This is a genomic window from Streptomyces sp. NPDC048192, assembly GCF_043202415.1.
Taxonomy (GTDB): Bacteria; Actinomycetota; Actinomycetes; order Streptomycetales; family Streptomycetaceae; genus Streptomyces.
In genome coordinates this window covers 139,011-160,404 of the sequence record NZ_JBIDAL010000003.1, presented here as the reverse complement: position 1 = coordinate 160,404, position 21,394 = coordinate 139,011, and the positions used below count along the sequence as shown (strand labels likewise).

Sequence of the window (21,394 nt, the reverse complement as noted above, 5' to 3'; positions counted from 1 at the left end):
TCAGCCCTCCGAAGGAGCGAGGCGCTCGAGCTCCGCCTGGGTGGACTTCAGCAGGTCGTTCCAGGACGCCTCGAACTTCTCGACGCCCTCGTCCTCCAGCACCTGCACCACGTCGTCGTACGAGATGCCGAGCTTCTCCAGCGCGTCCAGGTCGGCACGCGCCTGCTCGTAGGTGCCGGCGATCGTGCCGCCGCCGATCTCGCCGTGGTCCTCGGTGGCCTCCAGCGTGGCCTCCGGCATGGTGTTGACCGTGTTCGGCGCGACCAGCTCGGTGACGTACAGGGTGTCCGGGTACGCCGGGTCCTTCACGCCGGTCGACGCCCACAGCGGACGCTGCTTGTTGGCGCCCGCGTTCTCCAGCGCGCTCCAGCGGTCCGAGGAGAAGACCTCCTCGTACGCCTGGTAGGCGAGGCGCGCGTTGGCGACGGCGGCCTTGCCGCGCAGCGCCTTGGCCTCGTCGGTGCCGATGCCGTCCAGGCGCTTGTCGATCTCGGTGTCCACGCGGGACACGAAGAAGGACGCCACGGAGTGGATCAGCGACAGGTCCAGGCCGCGCTCCTTGGCCTTCTCCAGGCCGGAGAGGTAGGCGTCCATGACGGCCCGGTACCGCTCCAGGGAGAAGATCAGGGTGACGTTGACGCTGATGCCGAGGCCGATGGTCTCGGCGATCGCCGGCAGGCCCGCCTCGGTGGCCGGGATCTTGATCAGGGTGTTGGGCCGGTCCACCAGCCAGGCGAGCTGCTTGGCCTCGGCGACGGTGGCCTTGGTGTTGTGCGCCAGGCGCGGGTCCACCTCGATGGAGACCCGGCCGTCCTTGCCGCCGGTGGCGTCGAAGACGGGGCGCAGGATGTCGGCGGCGTCGCGGACGTCCGCCGTGGTGATCATGCGGATGGCCTCTTCGACGGTGACCTTGCGGGCCGCGAGGTCCGAGAGCTGCTGGTCGTAGCCGTCGCCCTGCGAGATCGCCTTCTGGAAGATCGTCGGGTTGGTGGTGACGCCCACGACGTGCTGCTGGTCGATCAGCTCGGCGAGGTTGCCGGACGTGATCCGCTTGCGCGACAGGTCGTCCAGCCAGATCGCCACGCCTTCCTCGGAGAGGCGCTTGAGTGCGTCTGTCATGGAATTACATCTCCTACGTGTCGTATATGAGCGTCAGCGCTGGGCGGCGGCGATGGATTCCCGGGCCTTGGCGGCCACGTTCTCGGCAGTGAAGCCGAACTCGCGGAAGAGCACCTTGCCGTCGGCGGAAGCACCGAAGTGCTCCAGGGAAACGATGCGGCCGGCGTCCCCGACGTACCGGTACCAGGTCAGCCCGATACCCGCCTCCACGGCCACGCGGGCCCTGACGGACGGCGGGAGCACCAAGTCCCGGTACCCCTGGTCCTGCTGCTCGAACCATTCGACGCACGGCATCGACACCACGCGCGTCGGAACGCCCTCGGCCTGGAGCTGCTCCCGCGCCTCGACCGCGATGTGCACCTCGGAACCGGTGGCGATCAGGATGACCTGGGGCTCACCGCCCTCGGCCTCGAACAGGACGTAACCGCCACGCGCGGCGTCCTCGTTGGACTCGTACACCGGCACGCCCTGGCGGGTGAGCGCCAGGCCGTGCGGCTGGCCCTTGCCGAACTCCTTGGTCCAGCGGCGCAGGATCTCGCGCCAGGCGATCGCGGTCTCGTTGGCGTCCGCCGGGCGCACGATGTTCAGGCCCGGGATGGCGCGCAGCGAGGCCAGGTGCTCGACCGGCTGGTGGGTGGGGCCGTCCTCGCCGAGACCGATGGAGTCGTGCGTCCACACGTACGTCACCGGCAGGTGCATCAGGGCCGACAGGCGCACCGCGTTGCGCATGTAGTCGGAGAAGACGAGGAACGTGCCGCCGTAGACCCGGGTGTTGCCGTGCAGCGTGATGCCGTTCAGCTCGGCGCCCATGGAGTGCTCGCGGATGCCGAAGTGGATCGTGCGGCCGTACGGGTTGGCCTCGGGCAGCGGGTTGCCCGCGGGCAGGAACGAGCTCTCCTTGTCGATGGTCGTGTTGTTCGACCCGGCGAGGTCGGCGGAGCCGCCCCACAGCTCGGGGATCACCGCGCCGAGCGCCTGCAGCACCTTGCCGGAGGCGGCACGCGTCGCGACGCCCTTGCCCGGCTCGAAGACCGGGATCTTCTCCTCCCAGCCCGCGGGCAGCTCGCCCCGGCTGATGCGGTCGAACTCGGCGGCGCGCTCGGGGTTGTCGTCCCGCCACACCTGGAGGGCCTTCTCCCACTCGGCGCGCGCCTGGGCGCCGCGCTCCAGGGCCTTGCGGGTGTGGGCGATCACCTCGTCCTCGACCTGGAAGTGCCGGCCGGGGTCGAAGCCGAGGACGCGCTTGGTGGCCGCGACCTCGTCCTCGCCCAGCGCCGAGCCGTGCGCGGCCTCGGTGTTCTGGGCGTTCGGGGCGGGCCAGGCGATGATCGAGCGCATCGCGATGAAGGACGGCCTGTCGGTGACCTTCTTCGCCTCCTGGATCGCGGCGTGGATCGCCTGCGGGTCCAGGCCGCCGTCCGCCTTCGGCTCGACGCGCTGCACGTGCCAGCCGTAGGCCTCGTACCGCTTGACGGTGTCCTCGGAGACGGCCGTCTCGGTGTCGCCCTCGATCGAGATGTGGTTGTCGTCCCACAGCAGGATCAGGTTGCCGAGCTTCTGGTGCCCGGCCAGCGAGGAGGCCTCCGCCGAGATGCCCTCCTGGAGGCAGCCGTCGCCGGCGATGCAGTAGACGAAGTGGTCGAACGGCGACTCGCCCTGCGGCGCCTCGGGGTCGAACAGGCCGCGCTCGTAGCGGGCCGCCATCGCCATGCCCACCGCGTTGGCGACACCCTGGCCGAGCGGACCGGTGGTGGTCTCGACGCCCTTGGTGTGTCCGTACTCCGGGTGGCCCGGGGTCTTCGAACCCCAGGTGCGGAAGGACTCCAGGTCCTCGAGCTCCAGGCCGAAGCCGGCCAGGTAGAGCTGCGTGTAGAGGGTCAGGGACGAGTGGCCGGCGGACAGCACGAAGCGGTCCCGTCCGACCCACTGCGGGTCGGCGGGGTCGTGCCGCATCACCTTCTGGAAGAGGGTGTACGCGGCCGGGGCCAGGCTCATCGCCGTACCGGGATGGCCGTTGCCGACCTTCTGTACGGCGTCGGCGGCCAGGACACGGGCGGTGTCCACGGCCCGCTGGTCCAGCTCGGTCCACTCAAGGTCTGTGGTGGTCGGCTTGGTGCTCACCCTGGGTCAGGGCTCCTCTCCACATGTCGGTCGCCGGTCGTCGGGGCATGCGCCCACCCGGCTGCCGGCGTGCTTGTCGCCCGCCGGCCGCTGACGAGCCTACCCCCGTGAGGACGTGCATTTTTTCGAGTGTTTACAGACTGCCGGGACTCCGCGCCATCCGCCTCCCGACTGGCCGACAAGGGCGTTTGGCACATGAATACGGAGGTGGTCATCTGAGCGCTCAATCGAGTGCCGTGTCCCCTCTTATGGGGGGTGCGCCAGGGGGGTGCGCCAGGGGGGTGCGCCAGGGGTGTGGCGGGGAGCGTGCCGGGGGGTGCGCCAACACGACCCCACCCCCGCGAAGGCCGGGGTATGGGCAACGTCTAAAGTGGCGTGGTACGCGCGAGCCTTTGCCGGCACTTCCCAGGGGGAGGCTCGCTGGGAGTCTCTGTCAGGGGTGTGCGTGACGGCCGTCGAATCACGTCCAGCGGGCGTGCTGGGTGGTGCGAGCCAGGGCCCGGTTCACCGGCCGTTCGGGGCCCGTGTCAAGGCGTTCGTGGCTCTGACCAAGCCGCGGATCATCGAGCTGCTGCTCATCACCACCGTTCCGGTGATGTTCCTGGCCCAGCAGGGCGTGCCGGACCTGAAGCTGGTCCTGCTGACCTGTGTCGGCGGCTACCTCTCGGCGGGCGGCGCCAACGCGCTGAACATGTACATCGACCGGGACATCGACGCCCTGATGGATCGCACCTCGCAGCGGCCGCTGGTGACCGGCATGGTCAGCCCGCCGGAGTGCCTCGCCTTCGGCATCACCCTGGCGGTCGTCTCCACACTGCTGTTCGGGTTCACCGTCAACTGGCTGAGCGCGTGGCTCTCGCTCGGAGCGCTGCTCTTCTACGTCGTCGTCTACACGATGATCCTCAAGCGGCGCACCGCGCAGAACATCGTGTGGGGCGGCATCGCGGGCTGCATGCCCGTGCTCATCGGCTGGTCGGCCGTGACCGACTCCCTGTCCTGGGCCCCGGTCATCCTCTTCCTGGTCATCTTCTTCTGGACTCCGCCGCACTACTGGCCGCTGTCCATGAAGGTGAAGGACGACTACGCGCGCGTGGGCGTGCCGATGCTGCCGGTCATCGCCTCCAACAAGGTCGTCGCCCGGCAGATCGTCGTCTACAGCTGGGTCATGGTCGCCGTCTCCCTGCTGCTGACACCGCTCGGCTACACCGGCTGGTTCTACACGGCGGTCGCGCTGGCCGCCGGCGGCTGGTGGCTGTGGGAGGCGCACGCGCTGCAGAACCGGGCCAAGGCGGAGGTCACCGGCGCGAAGCTGAAGGAGATGCGGCTGTTCCACTGGTCCATCACCTATGTGTCGCTGCTGTTCGTGGCGATCGCGGTGGACCCGTTCCTGCACTGAGGCGCACCGGGCGTACGTCACAGAGCCCTGCCCTCGCCAGTCGATCTACCCACGAGTAGCATCCTGGCCATGGCAGACACGCAGCAGGTTGACGCGAGGGCCGAGCGCAAGGTGGCCAGGCTCGCCCGGGAGATCAGCGCCTTCGCCAGGGCCCACGGCGGCGCCGAGGGCCAGGTGGCCTACATCGGCGAGCGCGGCGCCCGCATCGTCCTCGTCGGCGAGGACGGCGGCTGGGGCGACCTCGTGGCGCCCAGCACCGAGATCGCCGAGAAGGCCGTCGAGAAGTCCGGCATCACCGTCCACGAGTCCTTCGACGGCGAGTTCGCGGCGAAGGTGACGACGGGCGCGTACGAGTGGAAGCGCATGGCGGGCATCCAGCTCGGGAGTTGATCAGCGCCCCGAAGGGGCGCGGGGCTGTGTCGACAGGCGGTTCCGCCCCGTGCGCGCGACCAGCCGCATACGGTCCGAAGCCGCCAAATAATCCCCAGTCCCGAGCTCTTCCGCGACCTCGGACCCCGTTCACCCGTTAGGCCGGTCAAAGCCAGCGCGCGCGGGGAGGCCGGGAATGATCGAGACGCCGTCCCTCGTCGACCAGTACTGCCACGGCGTACTGAGAACCGAGCTGGGCCTCGGCACCTTCGAGGCCCAGCTCGCCCGCACCGAGGGGCCGCCCGCCCCCGGCACCACCCTCTTCGACACCCAGACCGGCTTCGCCGTACGGCGCTGGTGCCCGCCCCTGCTCGGCCTGGAACCGCACTGCCCGCCCGCCCGCTATCTGGCCCGGCGCCGGGAACTGGGCGTGCTGGAGGCGGGCCGCAGACTGCTGCGCGGCAGCGGCATCACCACCTACCTGGTCGACACCGGCCTGCCCGGCGACCTCACCGGCCCCGGCGAGATGGCGTCCACCGGGGAGGCCGAGGCGCGCGAGATCGTCCGGCTGGAGCAGCTCGCCGAGCAGGTCGCCGACACCTCCGGCACCGTCGAGTCCTTCCTGGCCAACCTCGCCGAGTCGGTGCACGGCGCCGCCGCGAGCGCCGTCGCCTTCACCTCCGTCGCCGGGGTCCGGCACGGGCTCGCGCTGGCGCCCGAGCCGCCGGGGCCGGGGGAGGTGCGGGGCGCTGCGGGGCGCTGGCTGGCCGGACGCCGGGTCGGCGGGCCGCTCACCGACCCGGTGCTGCTGCGGCACCTGCTGTGGATCGCGGTCGCCTCGGGCCTGCCCCTGCAACTGCACGCCGGGCTCGGTGAGCCGGGCTCCCGCATCGACCGCACCGACCCCGTGCTGCTCACGGACTTCGTGCGGGCCACGGCCGGTCTCGGCACCGACCTCATCCTGCTGCACGGCTACCCGTACCACCGCAACGCCGCCCACCTGGCCGGCGTCTTCCCGCACGTCTACACCGACTCCGGCGCCGCGCTCGTGCGCACCGGCGCACGCGCGGCCACCGTCCTCGCCGAGATCCTGGAACTGGCCCCCTTCGGCAAGATCCTCTTCTCCACCGGCGCCCACGGCCTGCCCGAACTGCACGTCGTCGGCGCCCGCCTCTTCCGCGAGGCCCTGGCCCGCGTCCTGGGCACCTGGGTCGCCGACGGCGCCTGGTCCCTGGAGGACGCCCAGCGAGTGGCCCGCATGGTCGCGGCGGACAACGCGCGCCGGGTGTACGGACTCGCATGAGGTGGCGAGACTGAACGGATGCCGACCGCATCCCTGCTCGACCGGTTCCTGGAAGAACTGCTGCCCCTGCGACCGCGCGCGTTATGGGCCCACGGCTCACTCGCCGGCGGTGACTACCAGGAGGGCCGGAGCGACCTCGACCTGATCGCCGTACTGCCGGGTCCGGTGCGCCTGGGGACCGTACGGCGGGTGGTGGCCCTGCACCGGAGGCTGCGCGCCCTGCCGCTCGCCGCGAAACTCCATTGCAGCTATCTCACCCCGGCCACCCTGGACGACCCGGAGCGCTCGCACCTCACCTGGGCCCATGAACGCGTGCTGCGCCGCTCGGTCACCCCTGTCACCCGGCGCGAGCTGCACGACTTCGGCCGGGTCCTGCACGGCGAGCCGCCGGCCGGGCTGCTGCCGCCGGTGCCGGAGCGGCAGCTGCGCGCCTTCGTCGTACGGGACCAGCGGGCATTCTGGCGGCCGCACGTCGACCGGGCCCGCCTCTGGAAGCAGGACATCTGGGTCGACGCGGGCCTGCTGACCTTCGCCCGGGCCACCGTGACCCTGCGGGACGGACGGCTGATCTCGAAGCGACAGGCACTGGCCGAGCTTTGGTCGCTGGGCGCGCCCGTCGAGGTCGTCGCGGACATCACCCGTCGGCGCTACGACGACGATCCCATCCCTGCGGCGGACGACTGGCTCACCCGCCGCGCCGGGATGACCCGCGCCTACCTCGCCCCGGCGATCGACACCCTGGTCACCGCCTACGGGTGAGTCACGCGCGCGTGCCCACCGTCACCTCGGTGGAGGGCCCGGGGAGGTTCACGTCGGCCCCGGGGCGTTCGCGCAAGGCCAGCAGGACGCGCAGGACGCCGATCCATACCAGGCAGGAGCCGAGCATGTGCAGGCCGACCAGCAGCTCGGGCAGGTGCGTGAAGTACTGGACGTAACCGATCACGCCCTGGGCCAGCAGGATCAGGAACAGGTCGCGGGTGCGGGCGAGCGGGCCCTTCGGCGCGTCCACCGCCTTGAGCACGAACCACAGCGCGAACGTCAGCGTCACCACGATCCAGGCGAGCACCGCGTGCAGCTTGGCCACGGTCTCCCAGTCGATGGGGATCCGCTTGACGTCGCTGGAGTCGCCCGCGTGCGGCCCCGCGCCGGTGACCACCGTGCCGACCGCGATCAGCAGCAGGGACGCGGCCACCAGGAACCACACCAGCTGCTGCACGGCCTTGCCGACCAGCGGCCGGGGCGCGCCGTCGCCCTCGCGGGTGCGCTGCCACATCACCGCGGCGACGGTGATCAGGGCCGTCGCCAGCAGGAAGTGGGCCGCGACCGTGTACGGGTTGAGGCCCACGAGCACCACGATGCCGCCGAGGACCGCGTTGCCCATCACCAGCCAGAACTGCGCCCAGCCCAGCCGGGTCAGGCTGCGCCGGCGCGGCTTCTCGGCGCGGGCGGCGACGATCGCCCAGCCGACGGCGGCGCACAGCACGTACGTCAGCATGCGGTTGCCGAACTCGATCGCGCTGTGATAGCTCAGCGCGGTCGTCGGGGTCAGCGAGCCGTCGGTGCACTCCGGCCAGGTCGGGCAGCCGAGGCCGGAGCCGGTGAGGCGGACGGCGCCGCCGGTGACGACGATGACCACCGACATCACGAGTGCGGCGAGGGCCGCCCGCCGGACCGTCCGGGGGGCCGGGGTCCAGCGTTCGGCGATGAAGGCGAGCGGGTTGCGCACGGCCGCTGCGGCGTCCGCGGGGTTCAGCTTGGGCACGCCCACCATCGTAGGCCGCCGCTTGTGCACGCGTTCACGAGGGTCCACCGCGACGGCTCACTCCCAGCGGAAGAACTTCCCGGCCGCGGCCAGCCCGAGGACCGCCCACACGGCGAGGATCCCCAGGTCGCCCCACGGCATCCCGGCGCCGTGCTGGAGGACGTCCCGCAGGCCGTCCGACAGCGCGGAGATGGGCAGCAGCCCGAGGACGTGCTGACCCGCGGAGCCGAACTTCTCCAGCGGCACGATCACCCCGCCGCCGACGAGCAGCAGCAGGAAGACCAGGTTGGCGGCGGCCAGGGTCGCCTCCGCCTTCAGCGTGCCCGCCATCAGCAGGCCGAGGCCGGAGAAGGCGGCCGTGCCGAGGATCAGCAGGAGCAGCACGGCGGCGGGGTTGCCGTGCGGGGTCCAGCCCAGCGCGAAGGCGATCACCGTGAGCAGGACCACCTGCAGAACCTCCGTGACCAGCACGGACGCCGTCTTGGCGGTCATCAGGCCCCAGCGGGGCAGCGGTGAGGCGGCGAGCCGCTTGAGCACGCCGTAGCGGCGCTCGAAGCCGGTGGCGATGGCCTGCCCGGTGAACGCCGTCGACATCACGGCGAGCGCCAGGATGCCGGGGGCGAGGAAGTCCACCGCCTTGCCCTTGCCGGTGTCCACGATGTCCACCGAGCTGAAGAGCACCAGCAGCAGGGTCGGGATGACCACGGTCAGCAGCAGCTGCTCGCCGTTGCGCAGCAGCATCTTGGTCTCCAGCGCCGCCTGCGCCGCGATCATGCGGGGCAGGGGCGCCGCACCCGGCTTCGGGGAGTAGGTACCCGTGGCGGTGGTCATGAGCGCAACTCCTTGCCCGTCAGCTCCAGGAAGACGTCCTCCAGCGTGTGCCGTTCCACCGAGATGCGGTCCGGCATCACTCCGTGCTGGGCGCACCAGGAGGTCACGGTGGCCAGCAGCTGCGGGTCCACCTTGCCCACGACGCGGTAGCTGCCCGGGGTCAGCTCCGCTGCGGTGCAGGAGGCCGGGAGGGCCTTGAGGAGGGAGCCCACGTCGAGGCCGGGGCGGCCGGTGAAGCGCAGGGTGTTCTCGGCGCCGCCCTTGCACAGCTCCTCCGGGGAGCCCTGGGCGATGACCCGGCCGCCGTCGATGATCGCCACGTCGTCGGCGAGCTGCTCGGCCTCTTCCATGTAGTGGGTGGTGAGGATCACGGAGACGCCGTCGGCGCGCAGGTCCTTCACCAGGTCCCAGGTGGCCCGGCGGGCCTGCGGGTCCAGGCCGGCCGTGGGCTCGTCGAGGAAGACCAGTTCGGGGCGCCCGACGACGGCCATGGCGAGCGCGAGCCGCTGCTGCTGTCCGCCGGACAGCCGCCGGTAGGAGGTCCGGCCGCAGCTGCCCAGCCCCAGCCGCTCGATCAGCGCGTCCACGTCCAGCGGATGCGCGTGCAGCTTCGCCACGTGCCGCAGCATCTCGTCGGCCCGGGCGCCGGAGTACACGCCGCCGGACTGGAGCATCACCCCGATCCGGGGGCGCAGCTCGGCGGACTGCCGCACCGGGTCGAGGCCCAGGACGCGCACCGTGCCGGAATCCGGCTTCCGGTACCCCTCGCAGGTCTCGACCGTGGTCGTCTTCCCGGCCCCGTTGGGACCGAGGACGGCGGTCACGCCCGCCTCGGCCACCAGGTCGAGGCCGTCCACCGCGGTCTTCGTGCCGTACCGCTTCACCAGGGCCTGGACCTGGACCACGGGCTCACTTCGCATGGGCCCGAGTCTAGGGAGACCGCCTGCCGGTCAGGCGAGCGGGTCTCAGAACTCACTCCTCCCGGGGCCGGTGCAGCGGCAGCCACCGCTCGGCGTAGGCCACGGCGTCCGCGACCGGGAACAGCCGTACGTCCGCCGCGCCCGCCTTTCCGCGTACGACCGGCCGGTCCCGCTCGAAGTCGTGGCCCAGCTCGTCGAAGCGGTCCGAGCTGATCGACACCTCCGTCACCGTCTCCCAGCCGCCGCCCGGCGCGGGCCGGCCCACCGGGACCAGCGGCGCGGGGATCCGGTACTCGGCCAGGTGGAAGCTGGTGCAGGCGTCGTACCCCGCGCCGAGCAGCAGCACCCGGGCGCCGAGCTTCTCCAGCCGGGCCAGCGGGCTTCGCTCACCGAGCCGGCAGTCGGGGGCGTGCCCGTCGGTGATCTCCCGCGCGTGCGGGCCGAGCGCCGCGAAGGACGTGTGCGGATGCGCGCTGCGCAGGGCGCCCGGCCAGGTCCGCACGGTCTCCGGGATCACGCCGACCCCGCGCGAGGGCGTGATCAGCGGGTCGTACGGCGGCATGGTGGCCCGGATCCGGTCCCACCACTGCGGCGGCACGGGCGGCCTGCTCCACAGCGCCGGGTCGGACAGGTCGGCCGACTGGGTGGGGACGACGAGGGTGCCCGTGGGGCCGAGGGCGTCGAGGAGTCCCCGGACGACGGCGACGGCGCCTCCGTTCACCCAGCCGAGTGAGCGGAGCGAGGAGTGCACCAGCAGGATCTCGCCGGGCTCGACACCCAGCAGGCGCAGCTGCGCGGCGAGGGTGTCGCGGGTGACAAGAGGGCCGGTCGCAGCGGGTGTCGGCATGGCGGGGAGTCTTCCGCGCCGGGTGCCGCGATGCCACCCGATTATCCGACGGATGATCGATCAAAGATCGTTTTCGCAGGTCGGATTAGGTTTGCCTAAGTGACGCAGGGCACCGTCCGGTGATCCGGACGCCGCTTGTCAGGCTCTCGGGAATTACGCAACAATGGCGTTGTGAAAAACGTCGGCGAGGCTCGGGAGACCCCCTTGGGGGCCCCGCAGGAAGAGTTCGCGACCGGTGAGCGCTCCACGCGCAACCGCGTCGCGCGCTCCATCCTGGACCACGGCCCGTCGACCGTCGCCGAACTCGCCGGCCGGCTGGGACTCACCCAGGCGGCCGTACGGCGCCACCTGGACGCGCTCGTCACGGAGAACGTGGTGGAGGCCCGCGAACAGCGCGTGTACGGCGCGCGCACGCGCGGCCGCCCCGCCAAGGTCTTCGCGCTGACCGACTGCGGCCGGGACGCCTTCGACCAGTCCTACGACAAGCTCGCCGCGGACGCGCTCCGCTGGATCGCCGAGCAGGGCGGCGGGCCCGAGGCGGTCGCCGCCTTCGCCCGCGCCCGGATCGCGGCCCAGGCGAGCGCCTACCGCAAGGCGATCGAGGCGGTCGGCCCGGACCAGCGGGCCGAAGCGCTGGCCAAGGCCCTGAGCGCGGACGGGTACGCTGCTACGGCGCGCAGCGCACCGGTCGGCGAGCAGCTGTGCCAGCACCACTGCCCGGTCGCCCACGTCGCGGAGCAGTTCCCGCAGCTGTGCGAGGCGGAGACGGAGATCTTCGCCGAGCTGCTGGGTACCCACGTCCAGCGACTGGCGACCATCGCGCACGGCGACGGCGTCTGCACGACGTTCATCCCCAAGACATCCACCGACGCACCTGCAAGCACGGCCGGGAGGAACCCCGCATGACTCTCCCCACGGAGACTGCCCACCCCGAACTCGAGGGCCTGGGCAAGTACGAATACGGCTGGGCCGACTCCGACGTGGCCGGTGCCTCCGCCAGGCGCGGCCTGAACGAGGAGGTCGTCCGCGACATCTCCGGCAAGAAGTCCGAGCCGGAGTGGATGACCAAGCTGCGCCTGAAGGGTCTGAAGCTCTTCGAGAAGAAGCCGATGCCGAACTGGGGCTCCGACCTGTCGGGCATCGACTTCGACAACATCAAGTACTTCGTGCGCTCCACGGAGAAGCAGGCGGAGTCCTGGGAGGACCTGCCCGAGGACATCAAGAACACCTACGACAAGCTGGGCATCCCGGAGGCCGAGAAGCAGCGCCTGGTCGCCGGTGTCGCCGCCCAGTACGAGTCGGAGGTCGTCTACCACCAGATCCGCGAGGACCTGGAGGAGCAGGGCGTCATCTTCCTCGACACCGACACCGCGCTGAAGGAGCACCCGGAGCTCTTCAAGGAGTACTTCGGGACCGTCATCCCCGCCGGTGACAACAAGTTCGCGGCCCTGAACACCGCCGTGTGGTCCGGCGGCTCCTTCATCTACGTGCCCAAGGGCGTCCACGTCGAGATCCCGCTGCAGGCCTACTTCCGCATCAACACGGAGAACATGGGCCAGTTCGAGCGGACCCTGATCATCGTCGACGAGGGTGCCTACGTGCACTACGTCGAGGGCTGCACCGCCCCGATCTACAAGTCGGACTCGCTGCACTCCGCGGTCGTCGAGATCATCGTCAAGAAGAACGCCCGCTGCCGCTACACGACCATCCAGAACTGGTCGAACAACGTCTACAACCTGGTCACCAAGCGCGCCGTGGCCTACGAGGGCGCGACCATGGAGTGGATCGACGGCAACATCGGCTCCAAGGTGACGATGAAGTACCCGGCCGTCTACCTGATGGGCGAGCACGCCAAGGGCGAGACGCTCTCCATCGCCTTCGCGGGCGAGGGCCAGCACCAGGACGCCGGCGCGAAGATGGTCCACATGGCGCCGAACACCTCGTCCAACATCGTCTCCAAGTCGGTGGCGCGCGGTGGCGGCCGTACCTCCTACCGCGGTCTGATCGAGATCGGCGAGGGCGCCGCCGGGTCGAAGTCGAACGTGCTGTGCGACGCGCTGCTCGTCGACACCGTCTCCCGGTCGGACACGTACCCCTACGTCGACGTCCGCGAGGACGACGTGTCCATGGGCCACGAGGCCACCGTCTCCAAGGTCTCCGAGGACCAGCTCTTCTACCTGATGAGCCGCGGTCTGTCCGAGGACGAGGCGATGGCGATGATCGTGCGCGGCTTCGTCGAGCCGATTGCCAAGGAGCTGCCCATGGAGTACGCGCTGGAGCTCAACCGGCTGATCGAGCTGCAGATGGAGGGCGCGGTCGGCTGACGACCGCCCCCATCACCGGCAGACGTCTTACTCAGGAAAGAGAGCACTACGACAGCCATGGCTGAGGCCCAGAACATCCCCGTGGGTTCCACCACCGCGGGCTCCATCGCGGTCGCCGCGGAGTCGACCGTCGTCTCGCGCATGAGCGCGCCCCCCTCCTTCGACGTGGCGGACTTCCCGGTCCCGCACGGCCGCGAGGAGGAGTGGCGGTTCACCCCGCTGGAGCGCCTGCGCGGGCTGCACGACGGCACCGCCGTCGCGAACGGCGGGGGCGTGAAGGTCACCGTCCAGGCCCCCGAGGGCGTCGTCGTCGAGACCGTCGGCCGCGACGACGCGCGCCTCGGCAGGGCGGGCACCCCGGTGGACCGGGTCGCCGCCCAGGCGTACTCGGCGTTCGAGAAGGCCGGCGTGGTCACCGTCCCCAAGGAGACGGTGCTCACCGAGCCGATCCGGATCGCCGTGCACGGCGAGGGCGGGGTCGCCTTCGGCCACCAGGTGATCGAGCTGGGCGCCTTCGCCGAGGCCGTCGTCGTCATCGACCACACCGGTGACGCCGTGCTCGCCGCCAACGTCGACTACGTCCTGGGCGACGGCGCCAAGCTGACCGTCGTCTCCGTCCAGGACTGGGACGACAAGGCCGTCCACGTCGCCCAGCACAACGCGCTGGTCGGCCGGGACGCCTCCCTCAAGTCGGTCGTCGTCACCTTCGGCGGTGACGTGGTCCGCCTGCACCCGCGCGTGACGTACGCCGGCCCCGGCGGCGAGGCCGAGCTGTTCGGCCTGTACTTCACCGACGCCGGGCAGCACCAGGAGCACCGCCTGCTGGTCACCCACAACACCCCGCACTGCAAGTCGAACGTCGTCTACAAGGGCGCGCTCCAGGGCGACGACGCGCACGCGGTCTGGATCGGCGACGTGCTCATCGAGGCCGAGGCCGAGGGCACGGACACCTACGAGATGAACCGCAACCTGGTCCTCACGGACGGTGCGCGCGTCGACTCGGTGCCGAACCTGGAGATCGAGACCGGTGAGATCGTCGGCGCCGGCCACGCCTCCGCCACCGGCCGCTTCGACGACGAGCAGCTCTTCTACCTGATGGCCCGCGGCATCCCGGAGCACGAGGCCCGCCGCCTGGTGGTCCGCGGCTTCTTCGCCGAGCTGGTCCAGCAGATCGGTGTCCCGGACATCGAGGAGCGCCTGCTCGCCAAGATCGAGGAGGAGCTGGAGGCTTCGGTCGCATGAGCTTCGTACGCGTCTGCGGGCTGAGCGAGCTGGAGGAGGACACCCCGAAGCGGGTGGAGATCGACAGCACGCCGGTCTCGGTCGTGAAGACCGAGGGCGAGGTGTTCGCCATCCACGACATCTGCTCCCACGCGAACGTCTCGCTCGCCGAGGGCGAGGTCGACGACTGCCACATCGAGTGCTGGCTGCACGGCTCGCGCTTCGACCTCCGCTCCGGCAAGCCCGACAGCCTTCCGGCGACGCGCCCCGTCCCCGTATACCCCGTCAAGATCGAAGGGGACGACGTTCTCGTCTCCCTCACCCAGGAGTCCTGAGGCACCCATGGCAACGCTTGAAATCCGAGACCTGCACGTCACCGTCGAGGCCGACAACGCCACGAAGGAGATCCTCAAGGGCGTCGACCTCACCGTGAAGCAGGGCGAGACGCACGCCATCATGGGCCCCAACGGCTCCGGCAAGTCGACCCTCGCCTACTCCCTCGCGGGTCACCCGAAGTACACGATCACCAGCGGCACCGTCACCCTCGACGGCGAGGACGTCCTGGAGATGTCCGTCGACGAGCGCGCCCGCGCCGGCCTGTTCCTGGCGATGCAGTACCCGGTCGAGGTCCCCGGTGTCTCGGTCTCCAACTTCCTGCGCACCTCCGCCACCGCCATCCGCGGCGAGGCCCCCAAGCTGCGCACCTGGGTGAAGGAGGTCAAGGAGGCCATGGAGCGCCTCAACATGGACCCGTCCTTCGCCGAGCGCAACGTCAACGAGGGCTTCTCCGGCGGTGAGAAGAAGCGCCACGAGATCCTCCAGCTCGAACTGCTCAAGCCGAAGGTCGCGATCCTCGACGAGACCGACTCCGGCCTGGACGTCGACGCGCTCCGCATCGTCTCCGAGGGCGTCAACCGCGTCCGTGAGACCGGCGAGGTCGGCACCCTGCTGATCACGCACTACACGCGCATCCTGCGCTACATCAAGCCCGACCACGTCCACGTGTTCGCCGGCGGCCGCATCGTCGAGTCCGGCGGCGCGGAGCTCGCGGACAAGCTGGAGAACGAGGGCTACGAGGCTTACACGAAGGGTGGCGCATCCGAGTGACACAGCTGCCGGGCCTCCTCGACACCGAGGCGATCCGCAAGGACTTCCCCGTCCTGGACCGGCTGGTCCACGACGACCGGAAGCTCGTGTACCTGGACAACGCGGCGACGTCGCAGAAGCCGCGCCAGGTGCTGGACGCCCTGAGCGAGTACTACGAGCGCTACAACGCCAACGTCCACCGCGGTGTGCATGTGCTCGCCGAGGAGGCCACGGCGCTGTACGAGGGCGCGCGCGACAAGGTCGCCGCGTTCGTCAACGCGCCCAGCCGCGACGAGGTGATCTTCACCAAGAACGCCTCCGAGTCGCTGAACCTCGTGGCGAACATGCTGGGCTGGGCCGACGAGCCCTACCGGGTGGACCACGAGACCGAGATCGTCATCACGGAGATGGAGCACCACTCCAACATCGTGCCGTGGCAGCTGCTCGCGCAGCGCACGGGCGCGAAGCTGAAGTGGTTCGGTCTCACCGACGACGGCCGCCTGGACCTGTCCAACATCGACGAGATCATCACGGAGAAGACGAAGATCGTCTCCTTCGTGCTGGTGTCGAACATCCTGGGCACGGTCAACCCGGTCGAGGCGATCGTGCGCCGGGCGCAGGAGGTCGGCGCGCTGGTGTGCGTCGACGCCTCGCAGGCCGCCCCGCACATGCCGCTGGACGTGCAGGCCCTGCAGGCCGACTTCGTGGCCTTCACCGGCCACAAGATGTGCGGCCCGACCGGCATCGGCGTGCTCTGGGGCCGCCAGGAGCTGCTGGAGGACCTGCCCCCGTTCCTCGGCGGCGGCGAGATGATCGAGACCGTCTCGATGCACTCCTCCACCTACGCCCCGGCGCCGCACAAGTTCGAGGCGGGCACGCCCCCGATCGCGCAGGCGGTCGGTCTCGGCGCGGCGATCGACTACCTCCAGTCGATCGGCATGGACAAGATCCTCGCCCACGAGCACGCGCTCACCGAGTACGCGGTGCAGCAGCTGCAGAAGGTTCCGGACCTCAGGATCATCGGCCCGATGACGGCCGAGGACCGGGGCGCCGCGATCTCCTTCACGCTGGGCGACATCCACCCGCACGACGTGGGCCAGGTCCTGGACGAGCAGGGCATCGCGGTCCGCGTCGGCCACCACTGCGCCCGTCCGGTCTGCCTCCGGTACGGAATTCCTGCGACCACGCGAGCGTCGTTCTATCTGTACTCCACGCCGGCCGAGATCGACGCACTGGTCGAGGGGCTGGAGCACGTACGGAACTTCTTCGGCTGAGAGGCGTGAGCTGAAACCGTGAAGCTGGATTCGATGTACCAGGAAGTCATCCTGGACCACTACAAGAACCCCCACGGGCGTGGGCTGCGGGATGGCGACGCCGAGGTGCACCATGTGAACCCGACGTGCGGCGACGAGATCACCCTCCGCGTGAAGTACGACGGCACGCAGATCGCGGACGTCAGCTACGAGGGCCAGGGCTGCTCGATCAGCCAGGCCTCCGCCTCCGTGCTGAACGAACTGCTGGTCGGCAAGGACCTGGCGGACGCGCAGAAGATCCAGGAGACCTTCCTTGAGCTGATGCAGTCCAAGGGCAGGATCGAGCCGGACGACGCGATGGAGGACGTCCTGGAGGACGCGGTCGCGTTCGCCGGTGTCTCCAAGTACCCCGCGCGGGTCAAGTGCGCCCTCCTGAGCTGGATGGCGTGGAAGGACGCGACGGCCCAGGCGCTGGGTGGCGCCGACGCCGAAAGGAAGACGGCATGAGCGACACCGCTGAGATGAAGCCGGTCTCCGAGGAGGAACTCCGCGAGGCCCTGATGGACGTGGTCGACCCCGAGCTGGGCATCGACGTCGTCAACCTCGGCCTGATCTACGGCATCCACATCGACGACTCCAACGTGGCCACGGTCGACATGACCCTGACCTCGGCGGCCTGCCCGCTGACGGACGTCATCGAGGACCAGGCCAAGTCCGCCACGGACGGCCTCGTCAACGAACTGCGCATCAACTGGGTCTGGATGCCCCCGTGGGGCCCGGACAAGATCACGGACGACGGCCGCGAGCAGCTTCGGGCGCTCGGGTTCAACGTCTGACGCCGAGCGGGCGAAAGAAAGGGGCCGCGGCCGAGTGCCGCGGTCCCTTTTCCATGCGCCCGGCCGGGTGCGTCCGGCCGATGCGTACGGCCGTACGCATCGTTGTGTACGCTCGTACACATGGGATATCTGACGCTCGCCGGCGCCATCGCCGCCGAGGTCGCCGCGACGACGGCGATGAAGTACAGCGAGGGGTTCAGCCGGCTGTGGCCCTCCCTCGTGACGGCCCTGGGCTACCTGGTCTCCTTCGCGCTGCTCGCCCAGACGCTGAAGACCGTCCAGATCGGCACGGCGTACGCGATCTGGTCCGGTGTCGGCACCGCCGCCATCGCCGTGCTCGGCCTGCTCCTCTTCGGGGAGGGCCTGAGCCTCGCCAAGGTCGGCGGCATCCTTCTGATCATCGGCGGCGTGGTCGTGCTGAACCTCGGCGGGGCGAGTCACTGATGGGGCGGCGCTACGACCCCGAGCGGCGGCAGCGGATCATCGACGCGGCCCTCCGGGTGGCCGCCCGCGACGGCATCGCCGGACTCAGCCACCGTACGGTCGCCGCCGAGGCGAACGTCCCGCTCGGTTCCACCACCTACCACTTCGCCACCCTGGACGACCTGCTGGTGGCCGCCCTGTGCCAGGCCAACGAGGGGTTCGCGCGGGTGCTCGACACGAGCGGCGTCCTCGCGGACGGCGACGGCGACCTCGCGGCCGGCCTCGCCCGGGTCCTCGGCGAGTGGCTGGGCCGCGACCGGCCGGGCGTGGAGCTGGAGTACGAGCTGTACCTCGCCGCCCTGCGCCGCCCCGCCCTGCGCCCGGTCGCCGCCCAGTGGGCGCAGGAGACGGCTTGCCGGCTGGCCGCGCGGGTGGACGAGGTGACGGCGCGGGCACTGGTGGCCCTGATGGACGGGATCTGCCTGGAGGTGCTGCTCTCCGGCGGTTCGTACGACGAGGAGCGCGCGCGTGAGGTGCTGGCTCGGCTGATCCCCTGAAGCGGCGCCCGGCACGTGAGACGCGGTTCGCCCTGACCACCCCGCCCACGTTAGGTTTTGTTCCATGACCGAGTCTGCTACCCGCACCACCGGCGCCGTCGCCGCCGGCCTCGCCACGATCGCCTCCGACGGCACCGTTCTCGACACCTGGTTCCCGGCCCCCGAGCTGGTCGAGGAGCCGGGCCCGGCCGGCACCGAGCGGCTCACCGCCGAGCAGGCGGCCGAGCTGCTGGGCGGCGGCGCGACCGCGGCGACCGGCCCGGACGCCCGCCGGGGCGTCGAGGTGGTCGCGGTCCGCACGGTCATCGCCTCGCTGGACGAGAAGCCGATCGACGCCCACGACGTCTACCTGCGCCTGCACCTGCTCTCGCACCGCCTGGTCAAGCCGCACGGCCAGAGCCTGGACGGCATCTTCGGCCACCTCGCCAACGTCGCCTGGACCTCGCTCGGCCCGGTCGCGGTGGACGACATCGAGAAGGTGCGCCTCAACGCCCGCGCCGAGGGCCTGCACCTGCAGGTCACCTCGATCGACAAGTTCCCGCGGATGACCGACTACGTCGCCCCCAAGGGCGTGCGCATCGCCGACGCCGACCGGGTCCGCCTGGGCGCGCACCTCGCCGAGGGCACCACCGTCATGCACGAGGGCTTCGTCAACTTCAACGCCGGCACGCTGGGCACCTCCATGGTCGAGGGCCGGATCTCCGCGGGCGTCGTGGTCGGCAACGGCTCCGACATCGGCGGCGGCGCCTCCACCATGGGCACCCTGTCCGGCGGCGGCAACGTGATCATCTCCATCGGCGAGCGCTGCCTGATCGGCGCGGAGGCGGGCGTGGGCATCGCGCTCGGCGACGAGTGCGTGGTCGAGGCCGGCCTGTACGTCACCGCGGGCACCCGGGTCACCATGCCCGACGGCCAGATCGTCAAGGCCCGCGAGCTGAACGGCGCCTCCAACATCCTCTTCCGCCGCAACTCGGTCACCGGTGCGGTCGAGGCCCGCCCGAACAACGCGGTCTGGGGCGGTCTGAACGACATCCTGCACAGCCACAACTGACCCATCACGCCGCGCGGCAGCGCCCTCCGCCACACCTGGCGGAGGGCGCTGTGCCGTGCCGGCAGGCCCTGCGCCCGCGATTCTCCTTCGGGGGTGAGGCATAGCGGGCGGTGGCCCGAGGCGTCGGGAGGGGTGGAGGGGCCGGATGACGGGGCCCCGGGGGAAGAGAAGGTGACGATGGATGCCGAAGCGCAGGAGAATTTCCGGCAGTTCGTGGCAGGCAGGTCGTCCGCGCTGCTGAGGACCGCCGTCCTGCTGACCGGCGGCGACCGGCACGCCGCCGAGGACCTGCTGCAGAACGCGCTGGTCAAGGCGGCCGGGCGGTGGCAGCGGATCGACGAGCCGGAGGCGTACGTCCGGCGTGTGCTGTACCGCCAGCAGATCAGCCGCTGGCGGCTGAAGTGGCCGCGGCGGGAGGTGACCGTCGCCGAACCGCCCGAGGACTCCGCGGCCGCGGACGCGTCCGGCGCCGCCGAGCTGCGGCTCGTGCTGCGCGCGGCCCTGGCCCGGCTCACCGCCCGGCAGCGCACCGTGCTGGTGCTCCGGTACTTCGAGGACCTGCCCGAGGCCGACGTGGCCCGGATCCTGGGCTGCTCCGTGGGCACCGTGCGGTCCACCACCCATCGCTCCCTGGCCCGGCTCCGGGAACTGGCCCCCGAACTGGCGGCCCTGGACCCCGGCCGGGACCCGTCGTCCCGTGACTTCTCGCCCGTGGAGGTGCGCCCGTGAGCGTCGAGGAACTCGTGCGCGACACCCTGCGTGAGCAGGCCGCGCAGCAGCCGCCGGCGCCGGCCGGGTTCGCCGACCGGGTGCTCGGCGCCCGCCGGCGCCGCCGGACCCGCCGGCTGACGTCCGCCGCCGTCGCCACCGCCGCCGTGCTCGCCGTCGGCGTCGCAGTGCCGCTGCTGGACTCCGGCGGGAAGACCGACGTACGGCCGTCCGGCGTGCTCGACTCCCGTGACGTCTCCGCCCACCCCGACCAGGGGCCGCCGCGCGAGCTGATCGCGGCCGGGCGGTCCGCGCTGGCCGCGTACTACACCGTGCAGGTCGTGCCGCGCGACTCCGGCCATGCCACCGGCGCACGCACGTACTGGCTGCTGAACCCGAAGACCGGCCGGTACGAGAAGGACGGTCGCTGGTCGTCCGTGGCCGTCGCGCCGGGCCTGAGGACCGCCGCCGTGCTGGAACGCACGCTGCCCGCCCCCCGGATCGGCCTGCTCGACCTCGCCACGAGGAAGGTCGAGCGCTGGATCCCGGTGTCGCACGGCATCGGGGGGCTCGCCTTCTCCGGTGACGGGCGCAAGCTGGTCGCCACGACCTACTCGGAGAACCCCGACGGGTTCATGAAGGTCACGGACGCGCGGACCGGCCGCTCGGACTGGGGACCGGTGTTCGACGGCCTGTCCCGCACCGGCTTCGCCGTCGTGGACGTGGCCACCGGCAAGGGAAGCTGGGTCGCCGTCGCGGCGGGCCGGGAGTTCCTGAGCCGCGAGGACTTCGCCTTCAGCCGCGCCGGTGACCTGCTGTACTCGCGCGCCGTCGGACCGCGGGACGGCATGCAGCAGTTCTTCGACTTCCGGGGCAGGAAGGTCGCCGCCCCCGCGAACGAACGCCACCTGCGGTCGGACGTGAGCGCCCGGCTGTCCCCGGACGGGAAGCTCGCCGCGTGGGGCCTGGTCGCCGAGCCCCACCACACGTCGTACTCCTCCGTCCGCGATCCGCTCACCGGCAAGGAGATCATCCGCGTGCGCGGCGCCCAGCTCGTCGCCTGGGCGGACGACAGGCGGCTCATCGCCTGGGAGCGGGATCCGAACGCCGAGCGGTACCGGCCACGGCTGGTGCTGGTCACGATCGGCAGCGGCCGGGTCGTGCCGCTCAGCGGCTTCCAGGAACCGAACGACGGGTACGGCGACAGGGACTGGGAGCCGGTCTTCGCCGAGCGGTGAGGTGCGCGGGGCACGGGCTCGCGCCCCGG

At 71.0% G+C, this 21,394-nt stretch carries 23 protein-coding genes; 17 read left to right on the top strand and 6 right to left on the bottom strand.

All coding sequences use genetic code 11. The annotated features are described in order from the left end of the window. The gene (gene tal, locus ACGFZN_RS06375; protein ID WP_393857340.1) at positions 1-1,119 is read right to left on the bottom strand and encodes a transaldolase; all 1,119 of its coding nucleotides are present in this window, start codon (positions 1,117-1,119) and stop codon (positions 1-3) included. Between the two features lie 33 nt (positions 1,120-1,152). Then, on the bottom strand, positions 1,153-3,240 hold the full coding sequence (tkt, locus tag ACGFZN_RS06370; RefSeq protein ID WP_393857339.1) for a transketolase: 2,088 nt from the start codon (positions 3,238-3,240) through the stop codon (positions 1,153-1,155). A 439-nt stretch (positions 3,241-3,679) separates the two neighbouring features. Here tkt and ACGFZN_RS06365 point away from each other — a divergent pair, with 439 nt between their 5' ends. The 4 genes from ACGFZN_RS06365 to ACGFZN_RS06350 all read left to right on the top strand — a co-directional run bounded on the left by ACGFZN_RS06365 (position 3,680) and on the right by ACGFZN_RS06350 (position 7,067). Further along, the gene (locus ACGFZN_RS06365) at positions 3,680-4,636 is read left to right on the top strand and encodes a heme o synthase (protein WP_393857338.1); all 957 of its coding nucleotides are present in this window, start codon (positions 3,680-3,682) and stop codon (positions 4,634-4,636) included. 69 nt (positions 4,637-4,705) lie between these two features. Continuing rightward, the gene (locus ACGFZN_RS06360) at positions 4,706-5,026 is read left to right on the top strand and encodes a hypothetical protein (RefSeq protein ID WP_393857337.1); all 321 of its coding nucleotides are present in this window, start codon (positions 4,706-4,708) and stop codon (positions 5,024-5,026) included. 175 nt (positions 5,027-5,201) lie between these two features. Beyond that, positions 5,202-6,308 carry an amidohydrolase family protein gene (locus tag ACGFZN_RS06355; RefSeq protein WP_393857336.1) on the top strand — a complete coding sequence of 369 codons (1,107 nt, stop codon included), beginning with the start codon at positions 5,202-5,204 and terminating at the stop codon, positions 6,306-6,308. Between the two features lie 18 nt (positions 6,309-6,326). After that, complete coding sequence (locus ACGFZN_RS06350; RefSeq protein ID WP_393857335.1) at positions 6,327-7,067, top strand: nucleotidyltransferase domain-containing protein; 741 nt, start codon at positions 6,327-6,329, stop codon at positions 7,065-7,067. 1 nt (position 7,068) lies between these two features. Here ACGFZN_RS06350 and ACGFZN_RS06345 read toward each other — a convergent pair whose 3' ends face one another. Genes ACGFZN_RS06345 through ACGFZN_RS06330 form a run of 4 tightly spaced genes read right to left on the bottom strand, consistent with a single transcriptional unit; the run spans position 7,069 to position 10,668 of the window. Further along, positions 7,069-8,079, bottom strand: coding sequence for a heme A synthase (locus ACGFZN_RS06345; protein ID WP_393857678.1), 1,011 nt, complete (start codon positions 8,077-8,079; stop codon positions 7,069-7,071). Between the two features lie 48 nt (positions 8,080-8,127). After that, positions 8,128-8,901: an ABC transporter permease gene (locus ACGFZN_RS06340; protein ID WP_393857334.1), complete on the bottom strand. Its 774-nt coding sequence runs from the start codon at positions 8,899-8,901 to the stop codon at positions 8,128-8,130. Then, a complete protein-coding gene (locus ACGFZN_RS06335; RefSeq protein WP_393857333.1) occupies positions 8,898-9,821 on the bottom strand; it encodes an ABC transporter ATP-binding protein in 924 nt (307 codons plus the stop codon). Before ACGFZN_RS06335 ends, ACGFZN_RS06340 begins: the two co-directional genes overlap by 4 nt. Before the next feature lie 52 nt (positions 9,822-9,873). Then, positions 9,874-10,668, bottom strand: coding sequence for an aminoglycoside N(3)-acetyltransferase (locus tag ACGFZN_RS06330; RefSeq protein ID WP_393857332.1), 795 nt, complete (start codon positions 10,666-10,668; stop codon positions 9,874-9,876). Between the two features lie 171 nt (positions 10,669-10,839). Between ACGFZN_RS06330 and ACGFZN_RS06325 the strand changes: the two genes are divergently transcribed. The 13 genes from ACGFZN_RS06325 to ACGFZN_RS06265 all read left to right on the top strand — a co-directional run bounded on the left by ACGFZN_RS06325 (position 10,840) and on the right by ACGFZN_RS06265 (position 21,365). Further along, positions 10,840-11,574: a helix-turn-helix transcriptional regulator gene (locus ACGFZN_RS06325; RefSeq protein WP_393857331.1), complete on the top strand. Its 735-nt coding sequence runs from the start codon at positions 10,840-10,842 to the stop codon at positions 11,572-11,574. Next, positions 11,571-12,992, top strand: a complete 1,422-nt coding sequence (sufB, locus tag ACGFZN_RS06320) for a Fe-S cluster assembly protein SufB (RefSeq protein WP_351209414.1) — start codon at positions 11,571-11,573, stop codon at positions 12,990-12,992. Before ACGFZN_RS06325 ends, sufB begins: the two co-directional genes overlap by 4 nt. Before the next feature lie 57 nt (positions 12,993-13,049). Continuing rightward, on the top strand, positions 13,050-14,234 hold the full coding sequence (gene sufD, locus ACGFZN_RS06315; protein WP_393857330.1) for a Fe-S cluster assembly protein SufD: 1,185 nt from the start codon (positions 13,050-13,052) through the stop codon (positions 14,232-14,234). Beyond that, positions 14,231-14,548, top strand: a complete 318-nt coding sequence (locus tag ACGFZN_RS06310; RefSeq protein WP_330340757.1) for a non-heme iron oxygenase ferredoxin subunit — start codon at positions 14,231-14,233, stop codon at positions 14,546-14,548. Before sufD ends, ACGFZN_RS06310 begins: the two co-directional genes overlap by 4 nt. A 7-nt stretch (positions 14,549-14,555) precedes the next feature. After that, entirely contained in the window at positions 14,556-15,320 is a 765-nt protein-coding gene (gene sufC / locus ACGFZN_RS06305) for a Fe-S cluster assembly ATPase SufC (protein ID WP_393857329.1), read from the top strand. Continuing rightward, positions 15,317-16,573: a cysteine desulfurase gene (locus tag ACGFZN_RS06300; protein WP_393857328.1), complete on the top strand. Its 1,257-nt coding sequence runs from the start codon at positions 15,317-15,319 to the stop codon at positions 16,571-16,573. The genes sufC and ACGFZN_RS06300 overlap by 4 nt, the downstream gene beginning before the upstream one ends. Positions 16,574-16,591: 18 nt before the next feature. Beyond that, the gene (gene sufU, locus ACGFZN_RS06295; RefSeq protein WP_393857327.1) at positions 16,592-17,059 is read left to right on the top strand and encodes a Fe-S cluster assembly sulfur transfer protein SufU; all 468 of its coding nucleotides are present in this window, start codon (positions 16,592-16,594) and stop codon (positions 17,057-17,059) included. Further along, positions 17,056-17,388 carry a metal-sulfur cluster assembly factor gene (locus ACGFZN_RS06290; protein WP_330340760.1) on the top strand — a complete coding sequence of 111 codons (333 nt, stop codon included), beginning with the start codon at positions 17,056-17,058 and terminating at the stop codon, positions 17,386-17,388. Before sufU ends, ACGFZN_RS06290 begins: the two co-directional genes overlap by 4 nt. A gap of 120 nt (positions 17,389-17,508) precedes the next feature. After that, the gene (locus tag ACGFZN_RS06285) at positions 17,509-17,832 is read left to right on the top strand and encodes a DMT family transporter (protein ID WP_393857326.1); all 324 of its coding nucleotides are present in this window, start codon (positions 17,509-17,511) and stop codon (positions 17,830-17,832) included. Next, positions 17,832-18,368: a TetR/AcrR family transcriptional regulator gene (locus ACGFZN_RS06280; RefSeq protein WP_393857325.1), complete on the top strand. Its 537-nt coding sequence runs from the start codon at positions 17,832-17,834 to the stop codon at positions 18,366-18,368. Before ACGFZN_RS06285 ends, ACGFZN_RS06280 begins: the two co-directional genes overlap by 1 nt. 64 nt (positions 18,369-18,432) lie before the next feature. Then, positions 18,433-19,419 (top strand): 2,3,4,5-tetrahydropyridine-2,6-dicarboxylate N-succinyltransferase, encoded by a 987-nt coding sequence (dapD, locus tag ACGFZN_RS06275; RefSeq protein WP_393857324.1) that lies wholly within the window; start codon positions 18,433-18,435, stop codon positions 19,417-19,419. Between the two features lie 177 nt (positions 19,420-19,596). Then, positions 19,597-20,148: a SigE family RNA polymerase sigma factor gene (locus ACGFZN_RS06270; protein WP_393857323.1), complete on the top strand. Its 552-nt coding sequence runs from the start codon at positions 19,597-19,599 to the stop codon at positions 20,146-20,148. Beyond that, positions 20,145-21,365, top strand: a complete 1,221-nt coding sequence (locus ACGFZN_RS06265) for a WD40 repeat domain-containing protein (protein ID WP_393857322.1) — start codon at positions 20,145-20,147, stop codon at positions 21,363-21,365. Before ACGFZN_RS06270 ends, ACGFZN_RS06265 begins: the two co-directional genes overlap by 4 nt. Positions 21,366-21,394: the final 29 nt, after the last annotated feature.